Source organism: Rhodococcus sp. NPDC056506, from assembly GCF_042794945.1.
Lineage (GTDB): Bacteria > Actinomycetota > Actinomycetes > Mycobacteriales > Mycobacteriaceae > Rhodococcus_F.
The window spans coordinates 1-20,986 of the sequence record NZ_JBHTSW010000033.1; the positions used below are offsets into that span (position 1 = coordinate 1).

Annotated in this window: 21 protein-coding genes; 14 read left to right on the plus strand and 7 right to left on the minus strand. The window is 62.6% G+C overall.

The features are described from left to right. Positions 1-59: 59 nt before the first annotated feature. The 3 genes from ACFQ6H_RS22020 to ACFQ6H_RS22030 are packed head-to-tail and all read left to right on the plus strand — an operon-like array spanning position 60 to position 1,194. Positions 60-485, plus strand: coding sequence for a DUF1707 domain-containing protein (locus tag ACFQ6H_RS22020; protein ID WP_378447649.1), 426 nt, complete (start codon positions 60-62; stop codon positions 483-485). Beyond that, on the plus strand, positions 485-835 hold the full coding sequence (locus tag ACFQ6H_RS22025) for a hypothetical protein (protein WP_378534117.1): 351 nt from the start codon (positions 485-487) through the stop codon (positions 833-835). Before ACFQ6H_RS22020 ends, ACFQ6H_RS22025 begins: the two co-directional genes overlap by 1 nt. Further along, complete coding sequence (locus ACFQ6H_RS22030) at positions 832-1,194, plus strand: VanZ family protein (RefSeq protein WP_378534119.1); 363 nt, start codon at positions 832-834, stop codon at positions 1,192-1,194. The genes ACFQ6H_RS22025 and ACFQ6H_RS22030 overlap by 4 nt, the downstream gene beginning before the upstream one ends. Here ACFQ6H_RS22030 and ACFQ6H_RS22035 read toward each other — a convergent pair whose 3' ends face one another. Next, positions 1,195-1,995: a tyrosine-protein phosphatase gene (locus tag ACFQ6H_RS22035; RefSeq protein ID WP_378544966.1), complete on the minus strand. Its 801-nt coding sequence runs from the start codon at positions 1,993-1,995 to the stop codon at positions 1,195-1,197. 130 nt (positions 1,996-2,125) lie between these two features. Between ACFQ6H_RS22035 and uraD the strand changes: the two genes are divergently transcribed. The 6 genes from uraD to ACFQ6H_RS22065 are packed head-to-tail and all read left to right on the plus strand — an operon-like array spanning position 2,126 to position 8,826. After that, positions 2,126-2,644 carry a 2-oxo-4-hydroxy-4-carboxy-5-ureidoimidazoline decarboxylase gene (gene uraD / locus ACFQ6H_RS22040; protein ID WP_378648597.1) on the plus strand — a complete coding sequence of 173 codons (519 nt, stop codon included), beginning with the start codon at positions 2,126-2,128 and terminating at the stop codon, positions 2,642-2,644. After that, positions 2,641-2,970: a hydroxyisourate hydrolase gene (uraH, locus tag ACFQ6H_RS22045; RefSeq protein WP_378544972.1), complete on the plus strand. Its 330-nt coding sequence runs from the start codon at positions 2,641-2,643 to the stop codon at positions 2,968-2,970. Before uraD ends, uraH begins: the two co-directional genes overlap by 4 nt. Before the next feature lie 34 nt (positions 2,971-3,004). Next, positions 3,005-3,937: a factor-independent urate hydroxylase gene (gene pucL, locus ACFQ6H_RS22050; protein WP_378534573.1), complete on the plus strand. Its 933-nt coding sequence runs from the start codon at positions 3,005-3,007 to the stop codon at positions 3,935-3,937. A gap of 53 nt (positions 3,938-3,990) precedes the next feature. Beyond that, positions 3,991-5,304 (plus strand): 8-oxoguanine deaminase, encoded by a 1,314-nt coding sequence (locus ACFQ6H_RS22055; RefSeq protein ID WP_378648673.1) that lies wholly within the window; start codon positions 3,991-3,993, stop codon positions 5,302-5,304. A gap of 7 nt (positions 5,305-5,311) precedes the next feature. After that, complete coding sequence (locus ACFQ6H_RS22060; protein WP_378648599.1) at positions 5,312-6,121, plus strand: FAD binding domain-containing protein; 810 nt, start codon at positions 5,312-5,314, stop codon at positions 6,119-6,121. Next, complete coding sequence (locus ACFQ6H_RS22065; protein ID WP_378648601.1) at positions 6,118-8,826, plus strand: molybdopterin-dependent oxidoreductase; 2,709 nt, start codon at positions 6,118-6,120, stop codon at positions 8,824-8,826. The genes ACFQ6H_RS22060 and ACFQ6H_RS22065 overlap by 4 nt, the downstream gene beginning before the upstream one ends. On the opposite strand, the gene lat is transcribed toward ACFQ6H_RS22065, so the two are convergent. Together lat and ACFQ6H_RS22075 are read right to left on the minus strand one after the other, a co-directional pair. After that, positions 8,823-10,151, minus strand: a complete 1,329-nt coding sequence (gene lat / locus ACFQ6H_RS22070) for an L-lysine 6-transaminase (RefSeq protein WP_378648603.1) — start codon at positions 10,149-10,151, stop codon at positions 8,823-8,825. The two genes, ACFQ6H_RS22065 and lat, sit on opposite strands and share 4 nt — an antisense overlap. Before the next feature lie 65 nt (positions 10,152-10,216). Beyond that, entirely contained in the window at positions 10,217-10,681 is a 465-nt protein-coding gene (locus ACFQ6H_RS22075; RefSeq protein WP_003940830.1) for an Lrp/AsnC family transcriptional regulator, read from the minus strand. A gap of 30 nt (positions 10,682-10,711) precedes the next feature. Here ACFQ6H_RS22075 and ACFQ6H_RS22080 point away from each other — a divergent pair, with 30 nt between their 5' ends. Both ACFQ6H_RS22080 and ACFQ6H_RS22085 read left to right on the plus strand, forming a co-directional pair. After that, positions 10,712-12,055: a 2-oxoadipate dioxygenase/decarboxylase family protein gene (locus ACFQ6H_RS22080; protein ID WP_378648605.1), complete on the plus strand. Its 1,344-nt coding sequence runs from the start codon at positions 10,712-10,714 to the stop codon at positions 12,053-12,055. Then, positions 12,042-13,547: an aldehyde dehydrogenase family protein gene (locus tag ACFQ6H_RS22085; protein WP_378648607.1), complete on the plus strand. Its 1,506-nt coding sequence runs from the start codon at positions 12,042-12,044 to the stop codon at positions 13,545-13,547. Before ACFQ6H_RS22080 ends, ACFQ6H_RS22085 begins: the two co-directional genes overlap by 14 nt. Here ACFQ6H_RS22085 and ACFQ6H_RS22090 read toward each other — a convergent pair. The 3 genes from ACFQ6H_RS22090 to ACFQ6H_RS22100 are packed head-to-tail and all read right to left on the minus strand — an operon-like array spanning position 13,498 to position 16,716. Further along, positions 13,498-14,283 carry an alpha/beta fold hydrolase gene (locus tag ACFQ6H_RS22090; protein ID WP_378648609.1) on the minus strand — a complete coding sequence of 262 codons (786 nt, stop codon included), beginning with the start codon at positions 14,281-14,283 and terminating at the stop codon, positions 13,498-13,500. The genes ACFQ6H_RS22085 and ACFQ6H_RS22090 overlap by 50 nt on opposite strands. After that, complete coding sequence (locus ACFQ6H_RS22095; RefSeq protein ID WP_378648611.1) at positions 14,280-15,344, minus strand: isopenicillin N synthase family dioxygenase; 1,065 nt, start codon at positions 15,342-15,344, stop codon at positions 14,280-14,282. The genes ACFQ6H_RS22090 and ACFQ6H_RS22095 overlap by 4 nt, the downstream gene beginning before the upstream one ends. Continuing rightward, a complete protein-coding gene (locus ACFQ6H_RS22100) occupies positions 15,325-16,716 on the minus strand; it encodes a uracil-xanthine permease family protein (RefSeq protein WP_378544996.1) in 1,392 nt (463 codons plus the stop codon). The genes ACFQ6H_RS22095 and ACFQ6H_RS22100 overlap by 20 nt, the downstream gene beginning before the upstream one ends. Positions 16,717-16,850: 134 nt before the next feature. Here ACFQ6H_RS22100 and ACFQ6H_RS22105 point away from each other — a divergent pair, with 134 nt between their 5' ends. From ACFQ6H_RS22105 to ACFQ6H_RS22115, 3 genes are read left to right on the plus strand one after another with little or no spacing between them, the layout of a single operon-like run. Then, entirely contained in the window at positions 16,851-17,414 is a 564-nt protein-coding gene (locus ACFQ6H_RS22105; protein WP_230812473.1) for a helix-turn-helix domain-containing protein, read from the plus strand. A 60-nt stretch (positions 17,415-17,474) separates the two neighbouring features. After that, a complete protein-coding gene (locus ACFQ6H_RS22110) occupies positions 17,475-18,473 on the plus strand; it encodes an acyl-CoA dehydrogenase family protein (RefSeq protein ID WP_378447833.1) in 999 nt (332 codons plus the stop codon). Between the two features lie 34 nt (positions 18,474-18,507). Continuing rightward, positions 18,508-19,599, plus strand: a complete 1,092-nt coding sequence (locus ACFQ6H_RS22115) for an N-formylglutamate amidohydrolase (RefSeq protein WP_378648619.1) — start codon at positions 18,508-18,510, stop codon at positions 19,597-19,599. Between the two features lie 20 nt (positions 19,600-19,619). Here ACFQ6H_RS22115 and ACFQ6H_RS22120 read toward each other — a convergent pair whose 3' ends face one another. Further along, a complete protein-coding gene (locus ACFQ6H_RS22120; protein ID WP_378534150.1) occupies positions 19,620-20,951 on the minus strand; it encodes an anaerobic C4-dicarboxylate transporter family protein in 1,332 nt (443 codons plus the stop codon). Positions 20,952-20,986: the final 35 nt, after the last annotated feature.

Sequence of the window (20,986 nt, forward strand, 5' to 3'; positions counted from 1 at the left end):
GCCTTTCCGGTAGTCCCCACTACCGGAAAGGCGCACAGTCGTTTGAGTAGGCTGTAACGATGGCTGACGTCCCCGACATTCGCATCGGCACTGCAGAACGCGAGCAGGCACTCGATCTCCTGAGCGAGCACTTCGCTGCAGGGCGCCTCACCGTCACGGAATTCGACGAGAGAAGCGGAATCGTCAGTGCCGCAACAACTCGCAGTGAACTCGTGCCGGTGTTCGCCGATCTACCGGGCAACTATCAAGCCCCCGGCACCGCTCCCCTGTCGATGGTGACGCCTCCCGACGCACCGGCGGAGCGAGGGTTCAACCCCGACTGGTCCGGACGGATCATGGCCGTCATCCCGATTCTCGCGGTGATCCTGTTCTTCGTCACCGGTACCTGGTTGTGGTTCCTCGCCATTCCCCTTGCCGGTGCGCTGCTGTTCGGCACCGACAGGGAACGCAAAGCCAAGCGCCGCCGCGAGCGGGGCTCCGACTGATGGAGCCGATCGAGATCAACGCAGGTGGCTGGTATCTGCGGGCGTTGCGCGCAGACGAGCGTGTGGACGACCGCCCAGCGCTTGCCGACGGCGGTATCACCAACCCCGAGTACGTGAGTCAGCGGAGCGCTCAGTGGCACGAAAACAGCGTCTACTCCTGGGCCGTCTGCCAACCCAACACCGGTGAGCTCCTCGCCGAGGTCGTTCTGACGCCTCTCGACTCCACTGCCCTTCTCACCGGCTGGGCCCGCGACGGGCACACCGAGGCACTCGCGACAGCTGCCGAGGCCGTCACGAGGTTCGCCGAAGGTGCACTCGGACTCGTTGTCGTCGAGGGACAGACGAATTGAAGAACAGCCGATACTGGCCGCTGGCGATAGCCGTGGTCATTGCTCTGATCATGCTGTTCTCTCCGGGCTCCACCGTGCCGTCGAGCCCGGAGAACACCGACAAGATCACCCACACGTTGATGTTCGCGGTGTTGGCGATCACCTCGCTGCACGCCCGGATCCCGGCGTGGCTCACGGCGGTGTGGTTGGTGATCTTTGCCGCGACATCGGAGGTTCTTCAAGCAGCGCTGCCCATTTCGCGTTCGGGTTCGATCTGGGACGGCACCGCCGACCTGCTCGGCATTGCCATCGGAATCGGTATCGTCAGCCTCGTGATGCGGCGTCGAAGCGCCCGCGACGACGAGCCGAGCAGGTCCTGATCAGCTGAGCAGGTTGCTCCGCAATTGTTCCTGGGTCGACGCGTCGATCTTCAAGCCGTCGGTGAAGTAGGCCTCGATCGATCCGTGGACCTGCGCAAGCTCTGCCATCGACGCCTCCAGGTACTCGCGCCTGACACCGAGGACACCTTCGAGCAGGGTGGGGTCGATACCCTTCGCCTCGAATCGTTCGAGGAGTGGCGCGAACATCGGCAACAGAATCTTGTTGGTTTCGAGGTAGTCCGCGAAGACCGCGTCCTCGGAGGCACCCAGGAACAGCAGTAGCGCGGCCGCTGCCCAACCCGTGCGATCCTTGCCCGTGGTGCAGTGAACGAGTGCCGGCGAACTGGACGGCTGCGCCAAGTCGACGAACAGTTGCCGGTACGACGCGACCGCACTCGGCAAGGTCACGAAATCGCGGTAACTTCCCTGGAAGTATTCGAGTGCCTGGCCGCTCCCCAACGCTTCGGCAGCGAATGCCGGGTCGGCGATCATCTGCTGCATCTGAGCTGGAATGGCGCGATACTGCTTGTCCGCCAACACGTCCAGGCCGAGTTCCCGGATACCGTCCGGTGTCAGGTCCGGCGCCGTCTCACGTTCGGATTCGGTGCGCAGATCGTAGATCGTGACGATTCCCAGATCGGCGAGGGTCTGTGCGCCCTCCGCACTGAGCGACGCCAGGTCCGTGGAACGAAACACGCTCCCGGTGCGCACGGTGCCACCGAAGCTCGATTCGGGGCCACCGATGTCTCGGAGGTTCGCCAGTGACGGTACGACGGAAGACAAGTTCGGAGTATCGGTCATACCTATGAATGTATCGGTCGCCAGATAGCGTGATTCGGAAAAGGGCGGCCGGAGAAACAAGATCGAGACACATCATCTCCCGTAATTGCTGCGCTACAGATCCGTAACATGCTCAAGTAATCCTGTGGACATGCCTACAACGAATTCCAGTGGTCTCGGAGCCTTCGATGCGCTCGGTGACCACCAGGCAGTCGCGGCGCTGCTCGAGTGTTGCCATTCCGCCGTATGGGCACAGGAAATCGCCTCGTCTCGCCCGTTCACCGATCTGGAAGCTCTGTTCGACAAAGCAGATGCGGTGCTGGCCGAGCTTCCCGAATCCGAGATCGACGACGCTCTGTCCGGCCACCCACGAATCGGCGAGCGAACCGAGAGCGCGTCATCGACCCGGGAACAGTCAGGCGTTTCGTCCGCGACAGAAGACGTACTCGCGGAACTTCGGCAGAAGAACGCCGAGTACGAGGACAAATTCGGCCATGTTTACCTGGTCTGCGCGTCGGGGAAATCTGGAACGGAGCTCCTCGACATCCTTCGAGGTCGTCTCCGAAACGACCCGGCGACCGAGCGTTCCGTGCTTCGAACCGAATTGGCCGCCATCAATCGGATCAGACTTGCCCGTCTGATCGATTCACTCGCCGGAGGCGCAGCATGAGCAAGTCCCTGAGCACGCACGTTCTCGACGCGACGACGGGCAATCCCGCGGCGGGGATTCGCGTCGAACTTCGTGATCGAGGCGGCACCACGATCACCACTGCCGAGACCGATTCCGACGGCCGCATCCCCGAACTTGCTCCGGGTGGCCTGACCGCCGGTCACTACACCCTGACTTTCGACACCGGAACGTATTTCGAGACCAACGGACAAGAGAACTTCTACCCGGAAGTGACAGTGACCTTCCGGGTGGACGACACCGCACGGGGCTATCACGTCCCATTGTTGCTGTCGCCCTTTGCTTATTCCACCTATCGCGGGAGCTGAACACGTGACTACCGAAAACATCACAACCGGCAACATGACGACTGGCAGTACGAACACCGACCGGTTGAGCGGATCCATCGAACTCTCGGGCCACCAGTACGGCAAAGCGGAAAATCGGGTAGTCCGAATCTATCGCGACACTCCTCGTCACGAGATCCACGACATCAACGTCTCCACCTGCCTGCGTGGAGATTTCGCCGACGCGTACCTCACCGGCGATCAGTCGAAAGTTCTGCCGACCGACACGCAGAAGCAAACGGCCTATTCCTATGCCAAGGAAAAGGGTCTGATCTCGATCGAGACGTACGGACTCGAACTCGCCCGTCATTTCGTCGACGACATCGAACCAGTCAGTGGCGCACGGATCGAGATCGAGGAATATGCCTGGGAGCGTGCGGTTGTCGACGGGAGCGAGCACGACTACACCTGGATCCGGAAGGGTCAGGAAGTTCGAACGGCGTCGATCACCATCTCCGATACCGGGACATGGGTGATCGGCGGCTTGAAGGACCTGGTGATCCTCAAATCGACCGGTAGTGAGTTCTCGGGTTTTCTCGAAGATCCGTACACGGTTCTCGAGCCGACCGACGACCGGGTCATGGCAACGACGTTGGTCGCCCAGTGGCGCTTCGTCACCACCGACGTCGATTGGGAATCGGTCTACGTGGGCATCAAGGCACAGATCGTCAAACAGTTCGCACAGGTACATTCACTTGCCCTGCAGCAGACGCTCTTCCACATCGGTAAGGCAATTCTCGAGGAATTCCCGATCATTGCGGAGGTTCGACTCTCGGCACCCAACAAGCATCATTTCGAATATGCACTCGGCCGCTTCGGTGTGGAGAACGACAACGAGGTGTTCCACGCTGCGGATCGTCCCTACGGGCTGATCCAAGCTGCGGTCAGCCGATCCGACGCGCCGGACGCGGGACCGTCCTGGACCACCTATGCCGGTTGGTTGTCGTGACCGAATCAGCCCCAGGGGCAACACTCGTCGTCGCAGGCGCCCATGTGGTCACGATGGACGGTGACCGCTCCGAGTACTCCGACGGCTATGTGGTGATCTCGGGCAACAAGATCATCGACGTCGACGCCGGAAAGCCACCCGAATACCCGGGTGCGCAGGTGGTCGACGGGAGTGGTTGCCTGATCACGCCGGGTCTGGTCAACACACATCATCATCTCTACCAATGGATCACCCGAGGCCTGGCCGCGGACTCGACGCTTTTCGAGTGGCTGACCACCCTGTACCCCGTCTGGGCGGGTATCGACGCCGACGCCGTGCACGTGGCAGCCACCGGCGGGCTCACCTGGTTGGCAAAGACCGGGTGCACGACCACCACCGACCACCACTACGTCGTTCCCCGCGATGCCGGGGACGTTTTCGAGGCCGAGATCAATGCTGCCGCACAGGTCGGTCTCCGATTCCATCTGTGCCGTGGGTCGATGGATCTCGGCCAGAGTTCCGGCGGCCTACCACCGGATCACGTCGTGGAGAACCTCGATGACATCCTGTCCGGAACGCAGGCCGTCGTCGATCGCTGGCACGACCCGAGTCCCGGATCGATGCTGCAGATCGCGGTTGCACCCTGCTCACCCTTCTCGGTGACGGAGTCGTTACTCCGCGAGTCCGCGACGCTGGCGCGTGAAGCCGGTGTCAGGATGCACACGCATCTGGCCGAGACTTTGGACGAGGAAAGCTTCTGCAAAGAGCTTTTCGGTTGCACACCTGTCGAATACATGGAACGCGTCGGCTGGGTGGGCCCGGACGTCTGGTACGCCCACGCAGTCCATCTCGACGACGCCGGTATCGAGACGATGGCGCGAACCGGAACTGCGGCGGCGCACTGCCCGACCTCCAATGCGCGACTGGGAGCCGGTATTGCCCGTGCCGTGGATCTGGTGAACGGCGGGGTCACCGTGGGCCTCGGCGTGGACGGTGCGGCGAGCAACGAAGCGTGCAGCCTGATCGAGGAGTCGCGTCACGCACTTCTGTTGGCTCGTGCCAAGGGCGGCCCGCAGGCGATGACCGTGCGAAAAGCATTGGAACTTGGCACTGTCGGCGGCGCACGAGTTCTGGGCCGCGACACCGAGATCGGATCGATCGAGGTGGGGAAGCTTGCCGACCTGGCAGTGTGGAAGCTCGACACCGTCGCCCATGCCGGCATCACCGATCCGGTGGCGGCGCTCGTACTCGGCTCGACTCCCCCGTTGAAGTTACTGCTCGTGAACGGTCGAATCGTCATTGCCGACGGCCGAGTCACCACCGTCGACGAGGACGTCGTGGCCTCGGATGTCGCACGAGCACACCGCGACCTCCTCGGAAAGGCGTGACGGCGCGATGGATCTGCACAGTGTCGACGAAGTACTGGTTCCGCGAAGCCGAGCCGAGATCCCCTGCGCATCACCCGGAATCGGGTTCATCGGCGGTGGCACCTGGCTCTACTCGGAACCGCAGCCACACCTGACCACGCTCGTCGACCTGTCGGGCCTCGATTGGGAAGCCGTCGAGGTCAGCGACTACGGTATCGAGATCGCGGCCACCTGCACGATCGAGGAACTCTGCCGCGCCGAACTACCCGCGTCGTGGACCGCCGTTCCGCTCTTCCGCCAGTGCGCCGATGCATTGCTCGCATCGTGGAAAGTGCTGCGATACGCGACAGTCGGCGGCAACATCGCACTGTCCTTCCCGGCCGGCGCCATGACGACGCTGTGCACTGCCCTCGATGCCGATCTGACGATCTGGCGCCCGGACGGAACCGAATACTCGTTACCCGTAGTCGAATTCGTCATCGACGATTCTCGCAACGTCCTCGGCCCCGGCGAGATCATCCGCAGTATCCGGATTCCCGCACATGCACTGACCGCACGCACCGCGATGCGGAAACTGGCGCAGACGTCGCTCGGGCGCTCGGCCGTCGCCGTGGCCGGCCGGTGCGGCGTCGACGGTTTCACCCTGGCGGTCACCGCTGCCACCCGACGTCCGTACGCTCTGAAATTCGACAAGCTCCCCGACACCGCTACACTCGCGAATGCGTTGCGCAACAGGATTCCGGAAGACGCCTACTTCACCGATGTTCATGGAACTGCGCCATGGCGGCAGGCGATGGCTGCGCTCCTCGCCGAAGAAATCCGAGGTGAACTGGAATGAAGTACTCGGTGGACGGAGTTCCCCGCGACGACCAACCCCGCCCTGGGCAGTGCCTGAGAACCCTCCTCCGCGAGCATGGAACGAACTCCGTCAAGAAGGGGTGCGACGCCGGGGACTGTGGGGCGTGCTCGGTGCTCGTGGACGGGCACCCGACCCACTCGTGCATCTTTCCAGCCCATCGCGTCGACGGCCGCGAGATCGTCACCGCCGCCGGTCTCGGTACACCGGAGAGTCTGCATCCCACTCAACAGGCCTTCGTGGATGCGGGCGGCTTCCAATGCGGTTTCTGCACAGCAGGAATGGTGGTCACGGCATCGGCACTGTCTCCGGAGCAGAAGACCGATCTCGCCTGCTCGATGAAGGGTAACCTGTGCCGCTGCACTGGGTACAGATCGATTCGTGACGCCCTGGCGGGTACTGCGAACACGGAGACGGCCGCGTTGGGCTCGGCCCAAGGCCGTTCGATCGCCGCGCCGGCTTCCACTCGAATCGTCACGGGTACCGAGCAGTTCACGATGGACTTCGCCCCGGGCGAGATGCCGAACGGCTTGCTTCACACCGCGGTGCTCGGGAGTCCGCACGCACACGCGCACATCACCGGGATCGACACGCTGGCAGCCGAAGCGGCGCCAGGCGTCGTGACGGTACTCACCTTCCGTGACAGTCCGGACGTGTTGTTCTCGACTGCTCGGCACGAGGACCGCAACGACGATCCCGACGACACACGGGTGTTCGATCGCACTCTCCGTTTCCGCGGCCAACGCGTCGCCGCGGTCATCGCCGAAACCCCTGAGCAGGCTTGGCGTGCCCTCGCCCTGATCGAGGTGGATTACGAGGTCGTCGACGCGGTTTTCGAACCCGACCGTGCGCGCTCCCCCGGCGCTCCGCTCCTGCACGGTGACAAGGACGAGAGTTCCCGGATCGCCGCGGCCTCCCGCAATGTGGTTGCAGCACTTCACGATGGTGTCGGTGACCTGGATCGCGCGCTGCAGGATGCGGCTGCCGTCGTCGAGGGCACCTGGCAAACCGCAAGGGTCCAGCACGTGGCATTGGAAACCCACGGCGCAGTGGGATGGGTCGACGAGGATGACCGCCTCGTCATCAGAAGTAGCACGCAGGTGCCGTTTCTGGTTCGCGACGAGTTGGCCCACATCTTCGACCTCGACCGCAGCCGCATCCGCGTGTTCGCCAAGCGGGTGGGCGGAGGTTTCGGCGGGAAGCAGGAACTACTCACCGAAGATCTGGTCGCACTGGCCGTCCTGCGAACCGGCAGACCCGTGACGTACGAGTTCAGTCGAAGCGATCAGTTCACCATCGCACCGTCGCGGCACCCGATGCGGGTCTCGGTACGTGCCGGCGCCGACGCCGACGGAACTCTCACCGCGCTCGCCATCGACGTCCTTTCCGACGCCGGGGCGTACGGGAACCATTCGATCGGAGTCATGTTCCACGGCTGCGCCGAATCCATGGCGGTCTATCGCGCTGCGACAAAACGCGTCGACGCCGAGGCGGTTTACACGAACAATGTTCCGTCCGGGGCCTTCCGTGGTTATGGACTCGGTCAGATCATCTTCGCCGTCGAGTCGGCCATGGATCAGCTCGCGGAGCGTCTCGGCATGGACCCCTTCGATTTTCGGCGGCGCAACGTCGTCCTGCCTGGAGACGACTTCGTCGACTGGCACATCGAAGACGGCGATCTCGAGTTCGGCAGCTACGGGCTGGACCAGTGCATCGACCTCGTCGACGGTGCGCTCTCGAGCGGACGCGGAGAACAGGCACCGACCGGGTCCCGTTGGAAGACCGGCCAGGGCATGGCGATTGCGATGATTGCGACGATTCCGCCGCGCGGTCACTTCTCCGACACCTCCGTCACACTCGAGGTCGACGGTCGGTACGTCGTGAACATCGGGACCGCCGAGTTCGGCAACGGAACCACCACGGTTCATCAACAGATCGCTGCCACGGAATTGCGGACGACAGTGGATCGCATCAGGATTGTTCAATCCGACACCGACACCGGTGGATACGACACCGGAGCGTTCGGGTCGACGGGAACGGTAGTTGCCGGAAAGGCTCTCCTGATCGCCTGCGAACGCCTCCGTGAGCGGATACTGACCCGCGCTGTACGAGTGAGCGGGCACGGAGCGCAGGTCCGCGATCTTTCGCCGAACGGGGTCGAATCCTCGCTCGGTTGCATCGATTTCCCGACACTGCTCGAAGGCGGCCGGCTCACCGCGGACGGCCGTCACGACGGAACACCCCGCTCGGTCTCCTTCAACGTCCACGGTTTTCGCGTCGCCGTCGACACGTACACCGGCCGGGTGAAAATTCTACAGTCCGTTCAGGCCGCCGACGCCGGAACCGTCATGAACCCGGCCCAACTCCGAGGGCAGGTGGAAGGCGGTGTGGGACAAGCCCTGGGCGCTGCACTGTCGGAGGAAATCGTCATCGAGGAAGGCCGGGTGATCAATGCGCAGCTGCGCAATTATCACGTTCCACAGATCGGGGATCTGCCGATCACCGAAGTACTGTTTGCCGACACGTACGACAAGCTGGGGCCTTTCGGTGCAAAATCGATGAGTGAAGCACCCTTCAATCCGGTGGCACCGGCGTTGGCAAACGCAATCGCGAATGCATGTGGAGTTCGGATGTACTCCACTCCGATGACACCGGACCGGGTGTGGGGCGAGCTGCAGAGACCCTAAGTCTCGCGAGCAAGTACGCGCTCGACTGCATCGACTGCGTCGTCCAGCTCTCCGGTCGTCACGGTCAGCGCGGGCCGGAATCGGATTCCCCTCTTCCCGGTGGGCAGAATCATCACGTGCTCGTCTTCTCGTAGTCGCTGCACGACGCGATCGCGAAGGTTGCTGTCTGCCAACGTGATCGCGCACATCAGCCCACGACCTCGCGGCTCGGTCGCCGCCACGTACTGTTCGCAGACTTCGGTCAAGCGGGCAAGGAGATGCGCGCCCGTGAATCGCGCCCGGTCGATCAGTCGGTCCTGCTCGATGACTTCGAGTATTCGCCGGGCACGAACCATGTCAGTGAGGTTGCCACCCCACGTCGAATTGATCCGGGAACTGACGTGAAACACGTTGTCGCGCACCTCATCCACGCGACCACCAGCCATGATGCCGCACACCTGCGTTTTCTTGCCGAAAGCCACCACATCCGGATGCAGACCCAATTGTTGGTAAGCCCAGGCAGTTCCGGTGATTCCGCACCCGGTTTGCACCTCGTCGAGAATGAAGAGGGCGTCATTTTCGTGGCACAACTCCTGCATCGCCTGCAGAAATTCCGGCCTGAGGTGATGGTCGCCTCCCTCACCCTGGATCGGTTCTGCGATGAAACAGGCGATGTCGCCGGGGTTGTCGGCAAACGCTTGGCGCGCTTGCCCCAGAGCTTGCCTCTCCGCCGCTTCGACATCGCGGCCGTCGGCGAGATACGGTGAACCGATTCGTGGCCAGTCGAACTTGGGGAATCTCGCGACCTTGCCCGGTTCGGTGTTGGTGAGCGACATCGTGTAGCCACTGCGGCCGTGAAAAGCCTCGCTCAGATGCAGGACCTTCGTCCCCAGATCTTTTGACAATCCACGACTTTCGTTCGACCGACTCTTCCAGTCGAAGGCAACCTTGAGCGCATTTTCCACCGCAAGGGCGCCGCCGTCGACGAAGAACAAGTGTGGAAGTGTCGAATCCCCCAGGACTCGAGCGAAAGCCGCAACGAAACGCGCCATGGGTTCGGTGTAGATGTCGGAATTACTCGGCTTGTTGGAGGCCACGACAGCCAACTCCTGCTGGAACTCCTCGTCGCCTGTGATCGCCGGGTGATTCATCCCCAGAGCGGAAGAGCCGAAGAAACCGAACATGTCCAGATACTCGGTTCCGTCCCGCAGGTCGCGGAGATAGGAACCCCTCGACCCTTCGACGTCGAGAATCAGATCGAATCCGTCGACGAGGATGCTGGCCTTCAACACCTCGTAGACCGGAAAGAGCGCACTGTCACCGAAGTCTCGCATCGCAGTACTCATACGCGAAGATTATGTCAATTTTACGAAAGTGTCGATAGAACACCGTAAAAGTTACTGAACGCCCGTCATTCGTCGTAAAAAGTTTGTAGGATGATGGTGCTTCGTGTGTTGACGTTGGCTGCCGTACGGATCTCCTGCAGCAATCGCTCCAACGCCCGAGGTGACGCCACCCGGACCAGGAGGACGTAGCTTTCACTCCCGGCTACCGAGTGACACGAGACGACCGCCGGCAGATGACGCAAGCGAGCAGGCGCATCGTCGGGCTGCGAAGGATCGAGAGGAGTGATGGCGACAAATGCGGACAGATTGTGACCGAGTGCCTCCGGATCGATCTTCGCCGAGTACCCACGAATCACCTTGCGAGATTCCAAACGACGCACTCTCGACTGGACTGCGGAGATCGAGAGTCCAGCCTTCTCAGCAAGACTCGCGAGAGTGGCACGCCCGTCCAAGACCAATTCACGCATCAAGAGTCGATCGGTTTCGTCGACCGGCACACCGGCAACGTCACTGGTTTCTGTTTCTCGCACCTGCGCAGGCTAACGCAATCGGACATTCGTATGGTTGAAACCTGGGAGCTACGTGCACGGTTCGCTGCGACGCTTGCACGGATGTACGGCGAGGAGGTCCCCGCTTACAACACGCTGGTAGACGTAACGCTGCAGGTGAACCGTAATTTTGCCGCGGCACATCCGGATTCTGCGGAGCGTCTGGGCACTCTCGCGCGGGTCAGCGCCGAGCGTCACGGGGCCATCAGACTGGGCACCCTCGACGAACTGCGTGACGTGGCCATCGTCTTCGGCGGATTCGGTATGTTTCCGGTCGGCTACTACGACCTTCGGCTTACGGACTCCCCTATTCCTGTTGTCTCGACGGCATTTCGCCCGACCGATCCCGCCGAACTCGCCCGGAACCCGTTTCGCGTTTTCACCTCGGTACTGACCATCTCCGATTCCAGGTTCTTCGACACCGACCTCGAGCGTCGGATCACTGCGTTTCTGCGTCGCCGCACCCTGTTCTCTCCCGAACTTCTTCAATGGGCACGGCAATCGAGCCGCGAGGGTGGCCTGCCAGAGCCCGAGGCGACACACTTCGTCGACGCGGCAACCTCCGCGTTTCGGCTCGGCACCGATCCCATCGACGCGGCCTGGTACCGCGAACTCGCCGCGATCTCACCGGTCGCTGCAGACATTGCGGGGCAGGGCTCGACACATGTCAATCACCTCACCCCGCGGGTACTCGACATCGACGAGTTGTACCGCCGCATGACCGAGCGCGGCATCACCATGATCGACCGCATCCAAGGCCCGCCGAGATGGAGTGGACCGCCACTGCTTCTGCGGCAGACGTCGTTTCGCGCATTGGCCGAAGACAGGCGCTTCCGCCGGCCGGACGGATCGATCACCACAGAACCGGTCCGCGTCAGATTCGGTGAGGTGGAAGCCCGCGGAATCGCGTTGACCCGCAGCGGTCGAGAGATCTACGACCGACTGATCGCCAGGCCGGAGGATGCACACTGGGACAGCGAATTTCCGCACTCCGAGGACGGACTCGATGCGGCGGGGTTGGCCTACTTCACGTACAGAAACGAAGGGTCGACGCTCGTCCGCGATCCCATCGTCTACGAGGACTTCCTACCGGCCTCCGCGGCCGGCATCTTCGCATCCAATCTCGATTCGGTGACCGGATTCGTTTCCGATGCGCCCGGCGCCGAATACGGGCAGGATCGATTGGAGGGCGCCATCGACCACACCATCGAAGATCCGTTCGAGCTGTACCACGCACAACAAGAGGCGTCACGTGCCGCGCTTTCTCCCGCCTACAACCACTCCCGCCTACAACCACTCCCGCCCACAACCACTGCCGCCTACAACCACAGAGGACTCCCCAGTGAACCTGCCTGATTCTTCGAGCCTCGCCGATCGCGCCGAAAGCGCCCTTGCGGCGTGCGGTGTCGAGTGGCCCACCGGCGACCTGAGCGCACATACCCCGATCACCGGTACGCAACTGCGTACCGTTCGGCAGCACTCCGCCAGAGAAGTCGACGACGCCGTCGACGCGGCGCATCGCGCGTTCCTCACCTGGCGCACCGTCCCCGCTCCGGCGCGCGGCGCAGTCGTGCGCCGGCTGGGCAGCCTACTGACCGACCGCAAGGAGGACCTCGCGGAGATCGTGACCCTCGAAGCAGGCAAAGTCGCCTCGGAGGCTCTCGGCGAGGTACAGGAGATGATCGACATCTGCGAGTTCGCCGTCGGTCTCTCCCGGCAGCTCTACGGACGCACCATGCCGTCCGAGCGTCCCGGACACCGGTTGACGGAAACGTGGCACCCTCTCGGCGTTGTCGGGGTCATCTCCGCGTTCAACTTTCCCGTCGCGGTGTGGTCGTGGAATACCGCCATCGCTCTCGTGTGCGGTGATGCCGTCGTCTGGAAGCCTTCGGAGACCACGCCGCTGACTGCACTGGCATGTGACGCCCTCCTCCGACGCGCACTCGCCGACTGTGATGCACCGATCGACGTACACCAGTTGATCATCGGCGGACGCGATGTCGGTGAGGCCTTGGTCGACAACCCACTGGTGGCCTTGGTCAGCGCCACCGGTTCCGTGCGAATGGGCCGCGCCGTGGCTCCGCGGGTCGCCGAACGCTTCGGGCGGAGCCTCCTCGAGTTGGGTGGCAACAACGCCGCAATCGTCACACCGTCGGCAGATCTCGAGCTTGCCGTACGCGGAATCGTGTTCTCCGCCGCCGGAACTGCGGGGCAGCGGTGCACCTCACTTCGCCGGCTCATCGTGCACGAGTCGATCGCCGATCATATCGTCGAGCGCGTTGCGGCCGCGTACGCACAGCTCGAGGTCGGAAGTCCCTTCGATTCCGTTGTTCTGGTCGGGCCGCTGATCAACGAGGCTGCGTTCGAAGCGATGCAGAAGTCCCTCTCGGCCGCGCGCGCCGACGGCGGCACCGTGGTGTGCGGCGGCGACCGCGTCGGCGATTCCGGGTTCTACGTGACGCCCGCTCTCGTTCGTATGCCCGCACAGACCGAGGTGGTGCGGGCGGAGACGTTTGCACCCATTCTCTACGTCTTGACATACACCGATTTCGACGACGCCATCACGCTGCACAACGGTGTACCTCAGGGACTTTCCTCCTCGATCTTCACACTCGATCAGCGTGAAGCCGAGCGTTTTCTCGCCGCCGACGGCTCCGATTGCGGTATCGCGAACGTGAACATCGGAACGTCGGGTGCGGAGATCGGCGGCGCTTTCGGCGGGGAGAAGGAGACCGGTGGCGGTCGCGAGTCGGGTTCGGATTCGTGGAAGGCCTACATGCGCCGAGCCACCAATACCGTCAACTACTCGGACCAACTGCCGCTGGCTCAAGGCGTCGAGTTCGGCTGAACGCCTGCTGGGCGAAATCGGTGATCGCGTCGATCAGCTCCGGGAGCGCCGACAACTGCGGTGCGTGATCGGTGTCCAGGCTGACCACCTGGGCGCCGGGGACAAGTCTCTGCATGGCACGTTGAGCCTCGATCGGCACGGTTCGATCCAGGGTGCACTCGACATAGCGCCTCGGCACGGTTCCGAACCGCTCTTCGGTCCAGACCGGGGCCATCAGGCGGGCGGACTCCAATTGTGGGACCAGCATGCGCGCTGCACCGATCGCATCGGCGACCGGCGCTTCGTGGAAGAACACGGCGACACCGGCTTCCGGCGGAACTGCCGTTCCGTCGCCGTCGCCGACGGGGACCAGCCAACGCGAGATTCCGACCGGACTTGCCAAACCGACTTCTGCACAGAGCATTCCGAAATCCATCTGCGACGGCAGCATGATCCCTGCGACGTACACGAGACCCGTTACTTGCGAAGGTATCCGCTCGGCCACCTGTGAGGCCACGATGCCGCCGCCCGAGTGGCCGACCAGGACTGCCGGACCGTCCAGTGACTCGACCACTGCCACAACATGTTCGGTAACAGCGGCAAGATCGATTACGTCGTCGGGGTTCCAACTCCCCGTGCCGGGAAGCTCCACCACGACAGGATCGAAACCGGCGGTCTTCAAAGGGCCACACACACGATCCCAGACCCAACCACCTGCCCAGGCGCCGTGTATCAAGACGATGTTCCGAGCGCTCACTGCTTGACCTCGAACTCTGCCGCCGCAAGCACCCGAGCCGCCTCACGAACTGCGGCGGTATTGGACCTTCCCTGCCTCGACCCGGCCAGTTTGGCCTTGATGTGATCGCGAACGGTGATGGGTTCGTATTCCAAGCCCGAGTCGTCCTGAAAACTCGGCAGAGTCGCAATGACCGCGTCGACGTTTCCGTCGTGAAAGAAGGCCGCGGATCGCCGACGCTTGATGGTGCCGTTCACCACCGGCGGCGCGACCCGGTGCAGAGTGGACATCCACCGATCGTTGGTCAGTCGGGCGGTGAGATCCCCGAGGTTGACCAACAGCGCATCGTCTTCCGGCCAGACGTCGTGCCAGCGTCGGTCGCTCCCGAGCACTTGCAAACCCTCGACCTGATCCGCCCACAACACGGTGACCAGCCCGAAATCGGTGTGTTCCCCCATTCCCTTCAACTCGCCGTCCAATGTCACCGTCCCCTGCGGCAATGCGTAGTTGTTCATCCGCAGTACGTCGATGGAATGGTCGGTGATCGACTCGAAGAATCCTGGGGCCAGACCCAGCGCATCTTCGAATATTGTGGTCAGTGTGTGTGCCACCCGCACGCCGTGGGCGTAGTAGTCCTCTACGCGCTCCCTGAATCCGCGAACAGCGGGCCACAGGTTGATTCCGTAATCCTCCTCCGAGAGTTCGAGTTCGGTAAACAATCGAGCTTCGGTTCCTACGTTGAACGCCTCGAAGAAGTCGTTCATCCGAGTCGCGGATTCGACGCCGAGACTCAGGCTCAGCGACTCGCTCTTGGGCGGGCTGTACCCACGATTCGCGCCCTCGATTCGGTAGCCCGACTTCGTCTCCATCGGCAACCGGAAGAAGTCGTCCATCGCTTCGGCGAGGCCGGAAGAAACAGCGGCCGGAACACCGTGGCCCCGAATCTGCATGAAACCTACAGTCCGACAGGCATGGTCGACTTCGGCAGCCACTCGCGCCCTGTCCTCGTCGGCGCCTCCGAGCACGTAAGGCGAGATGTCGACGACGGGAACTTCGAAAATTTCAGACTGTGACGATGGCACTGGCGTCTCCTGCAGAGCTGGTAGCGGGTTCAGTATGTGCAGTGGAGTGGAGGCTCTCGCGTGATCGCCTGGCGAGTTCACCAAGCCTGGTGTGGTTGAACAGTAGATTGAGCGAAAAAGCCGAGGCCGCAGCCAAGGTGATGCCGCTACCGAGGAGGATCTGGGCCGAGGACGGGAAGCGCTCGAACATGCCCTCCGCAAATTCCGGCAAGATACCGATCCCCACGGATACGGCGGCGATCGTGGTGTTGATCGGGTCGCTGAGGTCGACCTTGCGCAGTGTATTGATTCCGACGACCGCGACCGTCGAGAACAAGATGATTCCCACGCCGCCGACCACCGGATCAGGAAGGGCGGCAACCACTTCACCCATTCGCGGGATCAGACCGAGGACGATCAAAATGGCGCCGCTGGTAGCGGTCACGTACCGGCTGTACACCCGGGTAGTGGCAACGGCGCCGACATTCTGCGAGAAGACGGTGTCGACAAACGCGTTGAAGATCCCGCCCAGAACTCCCGACATACCGTCGGCCACCAGCCCTCGTGCGAGATCTGCTTTCTTCAAAGGCTTTCCGGTGATCTCGCTGACGGCGAGCATGCTGGCCGTCGATTCGGCGAAGACGACTGCCATGACGATACTCATCGCCACCACGGCGGTGACGGGAAACTCCGGAGCGCCGAAGTGGAACGGCATCGGGAAGCCCACCCAGGCCGAGCCGCCGACGCCACTCAGATCGATCAGACCCATCGGGATGGCGATCACGGTACCGATCACCAGTGCCATCAGTACACCGAGTTGCGTCCACATCCCGCGACCGAGGCAGATGAACGCCACCGCGACTACGACGACTGCGGCAGCCAGCGCCAGGTTCTTCGGGTCGGCGAACGACGGGGAGGTGGGGTCGTTACCGACGATCAAGCCTCCTGCGACACCGATCAACGAGATGCCGATTACTGTGAGGACCACGCCGGTGACCAGGGGCGGGAAGTATCGGACGATCTTGGCGAACGGTACGGCCAAAGCTATGCCGACAACACCACCGACCAGCATGGACCCGTACACGGCCTGCAGGCCGTACTCCTTGGCGATCAGAATCATCGGCGTCAGCCCGGCAAACGTCGCCCCGCAGACGATCGGCAGCCGGACACCGGCGACCTTCCCGACGCCCAGGCTCTGAATGATCGTGATGATGCCTGCAACGAGTAAGTCCGCGCTGATCAGCATCGCGACTGTGCTGCGGTCCAGCCCTACGGCGGCACCGAAAACCAGCGGAACCGTGATGCAGCCGGTGTACATGATGAGGACGTGCTGAAGAGCAAAAGCAGACTGGCGGGCAATGGGGAGCCGCTGGTCGACAGGATGGATGGCCATGCGCCGATCTCCGTCCGAAGCTGGAAGTGTTTCGTGTACGGGACTATTCAGCACGTCGATAATTTCTTACCGTGGTCGAATTTGTTTCGTCTGTGTAATCAAAACTTTCACCAGAGCACTGCTATCTTCGGCACATGGACGACGACCAGAGAGCGATAGCGACCGCAATCGGGGCTGCCGTGCGGACGGCGCGAAAAGAAGCCGGACTGACGTTGCGCGAGGTTGCCGTGAAGTCGGGCTTGTCGCAGCCCTTCCTGAGCCAGACCGAAAACGGCCACGCAGTACCCAGTGTCATGAACCTTCATCGCCTCGCGCAATCGCTCGGCACCACGGCGCACGCACTCTTGGCACAGGGTGAGCGAACTCCGTCCAGCCTCGTCCGCGCCGGCGAGGGGCGAACCTTCGAACTGGCACACGATTCGGTGATTCGATTCTGCTCCACCGGCTCACGGACCATGGAACCCAACGAGATCACGGCAGCACCTCATTCCGAGGCAGGTGAGCACACCGAGCACGCCGGCGAAGAGTTCATTCACGTTCTCGAAGGATCTGTCGAGGTCGAGGTGGGACTGGACGAACATCATGTTCTTCACGTCGGCGACACCCTCCTCTACACCTCGACCATCCCTCACCGGTGGTTCAATCGCACCGATGCGGTCGCGAGATTCCTCATCGTGAGCTCACCTCCCTCGTTCTAGATGCGCGGCTGTAGTTCCACACCACAACCCACGCTCACGGCTTACCCTGACAGCGTGACCATGTGGCCGGAACTTGCGCGCGAAATCGCCGACACCGTTCTGTTTCCCGTCGCCGACAGCGTCGACGCCGACGGAGAAATCCCCAGCAGCCATTTCGACGCGCTCGCCGCCGACGGCTTCTACGGCATCGCTGCCCTCGGTGACGGTGGCCCCAGCAGCGAAGAACTGGTCGACGTCCTCGAAACCTTGTGCGGCGGTTGCCTCGCGACGACGTTCACCTGGATGCAGCATCACGGCGTCGTCGGAGCCCTCGCAGCCAGTCCCAATATGTCTCTGCGCGAACAATACTGGGATGGCCTCGTTTCCGGAACGATTCGCGGCGGAGTTGCGTATGCCGGCGCCATCCCCCGCCCGCCGCTCCTGTGGGCAAAGCGGGTGAACGACGGCTACGTCCTCGACGGAATCGCACCCTTCGTCACCGGTTGGGGCATCGTCGATGTTCTCTTGGTGTCGGCGCGGGACGAGTTCGACAATTCCATCGTTCATTCCGTTGTACCGGTTGGCGAAGCGCCGGGGCTGACGATCGAGGAGCTTCCCCTGATCGCGGCGCGCGGGAGCAACACCGTCCGAATCGTGTTCGACGCTTTCGAAATCCCCGATACCGACGTCTGTTCCGTCGTCAGCGACGAACAATTCCAGAGCACCCAGCTACCCGGCCTATGGCTCAACGGCGCGATGGCCATGGGCATCACTCGCCGCGCTGTTACCGAACTTGCGGATCTCGGCGTCGACGCCGGCGCTTTCGAAGAACAAGCCGCCAGGGCTCGCACAGAACTTGATTCCGCTTTGCGCGATCGAGGCGACATGTCAGCCGCCCGCGCCCGAGCGTCGGAACTTGCGATACGAGCGTCGGCCGCACTCGTGACTGCGACCGGAAGCCGCGCCCTGGTCGGCAGCAACACCCCCGAGCGGCTCATGCGCGAAGCCACCTTCACTCTGGTCGCGGCTGGTCGACCGGAGATCAAAACTGCTCTCGTGGAACGACTCAGCGGATACTGAGTATGCACGGTCGTGCTCGATTACGCTGGGGATCATGACCAGTGGAGAACCAGTACTCATCCCGGCCGGAACCGTGTTCACGCCGGAGGACCTGACGTTCTATGCCGATCGCGACTCCCGCAGTCTCGACGACGCCATCGCCGAAGCCGACCTTCTTGTCAGTTGCCCACACTCGGGTTCCGCGATTCCGGCAGAACTCTCACGCTTTCTCGCACCCGAGTTCACCCAGCGACTGCAGTTCGACTTCACCGACATGTCCACCAGTCCCATCGTGCGCCGCTGGGCCGAAATCGATTCGCGCATCGTGTACGTGGAGAACCCGCACCCCCGCATGATTCGTGATCCCAACCGTGCAAAGCCCGAAAACCTGGAGGCGTCACTACGCGAAGCCTTCGCGCGCGTGCACAAGGCCGGAGCGGGAAACAAGGCGGACCTCTCCGGTGTCGACGCAGTTCGCCCTGTCACCTTCTCGTTCTACCCCCTGCTGCTCGAGCCGACCGACGACGCGGGTTGGAAGGACCTCGCCGAGACCTTCACCGAGACAGCCGAACACGGTTTGGGCGTCTACGAGAGAACTCGCGACGCACTGATCGAAACCATGGTGGAGAAGAGCTTCGAACTCGGCCGTTCGTTCACGACGTTGTCGTTCCACGACACGATGAACCACACCACTCGCCGCGACGGCGCCGTCAATGTCGAACGGCCGGAAGCAGATCGACTCCCCGACGTCGTCGCACTCTCCAATCGTGGCGATCACGACGGTAATCGACGCGCAGACAATCCCGTGACGATGGATCCGGAGCTCATTCGCACACTCGCAGTCTCACATCGCAAGGGATTTCAGGTCGACGATCCGGACGCGGTGGCGCTCAATCAGCCATACCTCGGCAGTTTCGAAATCATCGCTGCCGGAGCCAGATTCGCCGAATTGAATACACGCGCAGCCGAGGCGGGAATCACGTTGAGTGCGGTACAGGCCGAATTCAAACGAGAATTCCTGCTGGGAGACGAACTGGCTGCCTACATCATGGAACCCGGCGTCGACTGGCCGACACCCGATGCCGAGCGGGTGGACCAACTCGCCCATGCGTGCAAGGCGAGCTGGGACCACTACCGCAACAGCTGAGACTGACTCAACCGCAATACTCAGCCGAGCACCACTCCGAACAACGCGCCGGCCGCAATCGTTGTGACGGCCAAGATGATGGTCGGCAGGAAGAACGAGTGGTCGACAAGCTTGGAACCGAGCTTCGTGCTGCCGGAGAGGTCGAAGTTCGCAGCCGCGATCTGAGAACCGTTAGTCGGCAACAGATAGACGCCGGCAAACGCTCCGGCCCACATGCCGCTCACGAGGCCGGGTGCGATCCCGGCTGCGAGACCGATCGGCACAATGGTCCTGGTCGCTGTCGACTGACTGGTCGTCAGTACACAGACCAGGAAAACACCGAGCGCGAAGATCCACGGCGCGGCGTTGACCCAGTCGCCGACAGTGCTCGTGATCAGCTCGGAATGGGCGCTGATGAACGTGTCCGTCAGCCATGCCAGACCGAACAACGCGATGGCCGAGACCATACCGGCACGGAACACTGTCGAGGACGGCACGTCGGCGACATTCGGGCGGCACACCAACAGGATCAACGTACCCACGACGAACATCAGCATCTCGATGATCGGTGTCATCCCCATCGGAGTGCCGTCGGCGGCCTCGGGGCGAATTCCCTTGAACAGACCGAAGATCACGATGGCCAGAACGCCGGCCAGGAAGATCAGTGCCGCGTTTCGTCCGGTCTTCGTCGAGACGAGTTCGGTCTTGGACGCTGCACCCGGTCCCGCCAACTCGCCCGACTTCAACTTCGCCTGTATCTCCGGGTCGTCGTCGAGGTCCTTGCCCAGGCGGTTGACCGCGATGGACGAGAGGACGATGCCGACCACGGCCGCCGGGAAGGTGATCTTGATGATGTCGATGAGTTCGAAATCGTAGGGCGCGACATCGGTGAGCGTGACCATGGCCGCCATCGCCGCTGACACCGGGCTACACGCCAACGCCACGCCGGTGGAGACGACTGACAGCGACAGCGGCCGTGACGGCCGCACACCGTTCTTGTACGAGACGTCGTAGATGACGGGAAGCAGCGGGTAGAGGATGTTGGACGTACCGGCACCGACCGAGAACAGGAACGACACCAACGGCGCGATCAGCGTGATCTGTTTCGGTCGGGATTCGATCAGTTTGGCTGCGATGGTGACCATCCAGTCGATACCACCGGCCGCTTGCATCATCGACGACGCGAGAACGACGGACAGGACGATGAGTAGAGCGTCGACCGGCGGACTGCCGACGTCCTCTCCGAAGACGAACACGAGGACGGCAACACCCGCGCCGCCCCACAGACCGAGAGCGACACCGCTCGATCTGGTACCCATGACAATCGCCCCGAGCACTACCGCCAGCTCGAGGACAATCTTGACTGCTTCCATCAGGCACTCGCCTTCTCGATAACAAGAGAATCGCT

Bases quoted from the DNA above. Each gene is read 5' to 3' on its own strand.
- ACFQ6H_RS22025 (WP_378534117.1), top strand. From the start codon at position 485: ATGGAGCCGATCGAGATCAACGCAGGTGGCTGGTATCTGCGGGCGTTG.
- ACFQ6H_RS22065 (WP_378648601.1), top strand. From the start codon at position 6,118: ATGAAGTACTCGGTGGACGGAGTTCCCCGCGACGACCAACCCCGCCCT.
- lat (WP_378648603.1), bottom strand. From the start codon at position 10,151: ATGAGTACTGCGATGCGAGACTTCGGTGACAGTGCGCTCTTTCCGGTC.
- ACFQ6H_RS22020 (WP_378447649.1), top strand. From the start codon at position 60: ATGGCTGACGTCCCCGACATTCGCATCGGCACTGCAGAACGCGAGCAG.
- ACFQ6H_RS22100 (WP_378544996.1), bottom strand. From the start codon at position 16,716: ATGGCCATCCATCCTGTCGACCAGCGGCTCCCCATTGCCCGCCAGTCT.
- pucL (WP_378534573.1), top strand. From the start codon at position 3,005: ATGACGACTGGCAGTACGAACACCGACCGGTTGAGCGGATCCATCGAA.
- ACFQ6H_RS22035 (WP_378544966.1), bottom strand. From the start codon at position 1,995: ATGACCGATACTCCGAACTTGTCTTCCGTCGTACCGTCACTGGCGAAC.
- ACFQ6H_RS22105 (WP_230812473.1), top strand. From the start codon at position 16,851: ATGGACGACGACCAGAGAGCGATAGCGACCGCAATCGGGGCTGCCGTG.
- ACFQ6H_RS22115 (WP_378648619.1), top strand. From the start codon at position 18,508: ATGACCAGTGGAGAACCAGTACTCATCCCGGCCGGAACCGTGTTCACG.
- ACFQ6H_RS22060 (WP_378648599.1), top strand. From the start codon at position 5,312: ATGGATCTGCACAGTGTCGACGAAGTACTGGTTCCGCGAAGCCGAGCC.
- ACFQ6H_RS22080 (WP_378648605.1), top strand. From the start codon at position 10,712: ATGGTTGAAACCTGGGAGCTACGTGCACGGTTCGCTGCGACGCTTGCA.
- ACFQ6H_RS22110 (WP_378447833.1), top strand. From the start codon at position 17,475: ATGTGGCCGGAACTTGCGCGCGAAATCGCCGACACCGTTCTGTTTCCC.
- uraD (WP_378648597.1), top strand. From the start codon at position 2,126: ATGCCTACAACGAATTCCAGTGGTCTCGGAGCCTTCGATGCGCTCGGT.
- uraH (WP_378544972.1), top strand. From the start codon at position 2,641: ATGAGCAAGTCCCTGAGCACGCACGTTCTCGACGCGACGACGGGCAAT.
- ACFQ6H_RS22055 (WP_378648673.1), top strand. From the start codon at position 3,991: ATGGACGGTGACCGCTCCGAGTACTCCGACGGCTATGTGGTGATCTCG.
- ACFQ6H_RS22120 (WP_378534150.1), bottom strand. From the start codon at position 20,951: ATGGAAGCAGTCAAGATTGTCCTCGAGCTGGCGGTAGTGCTCGGGGCG.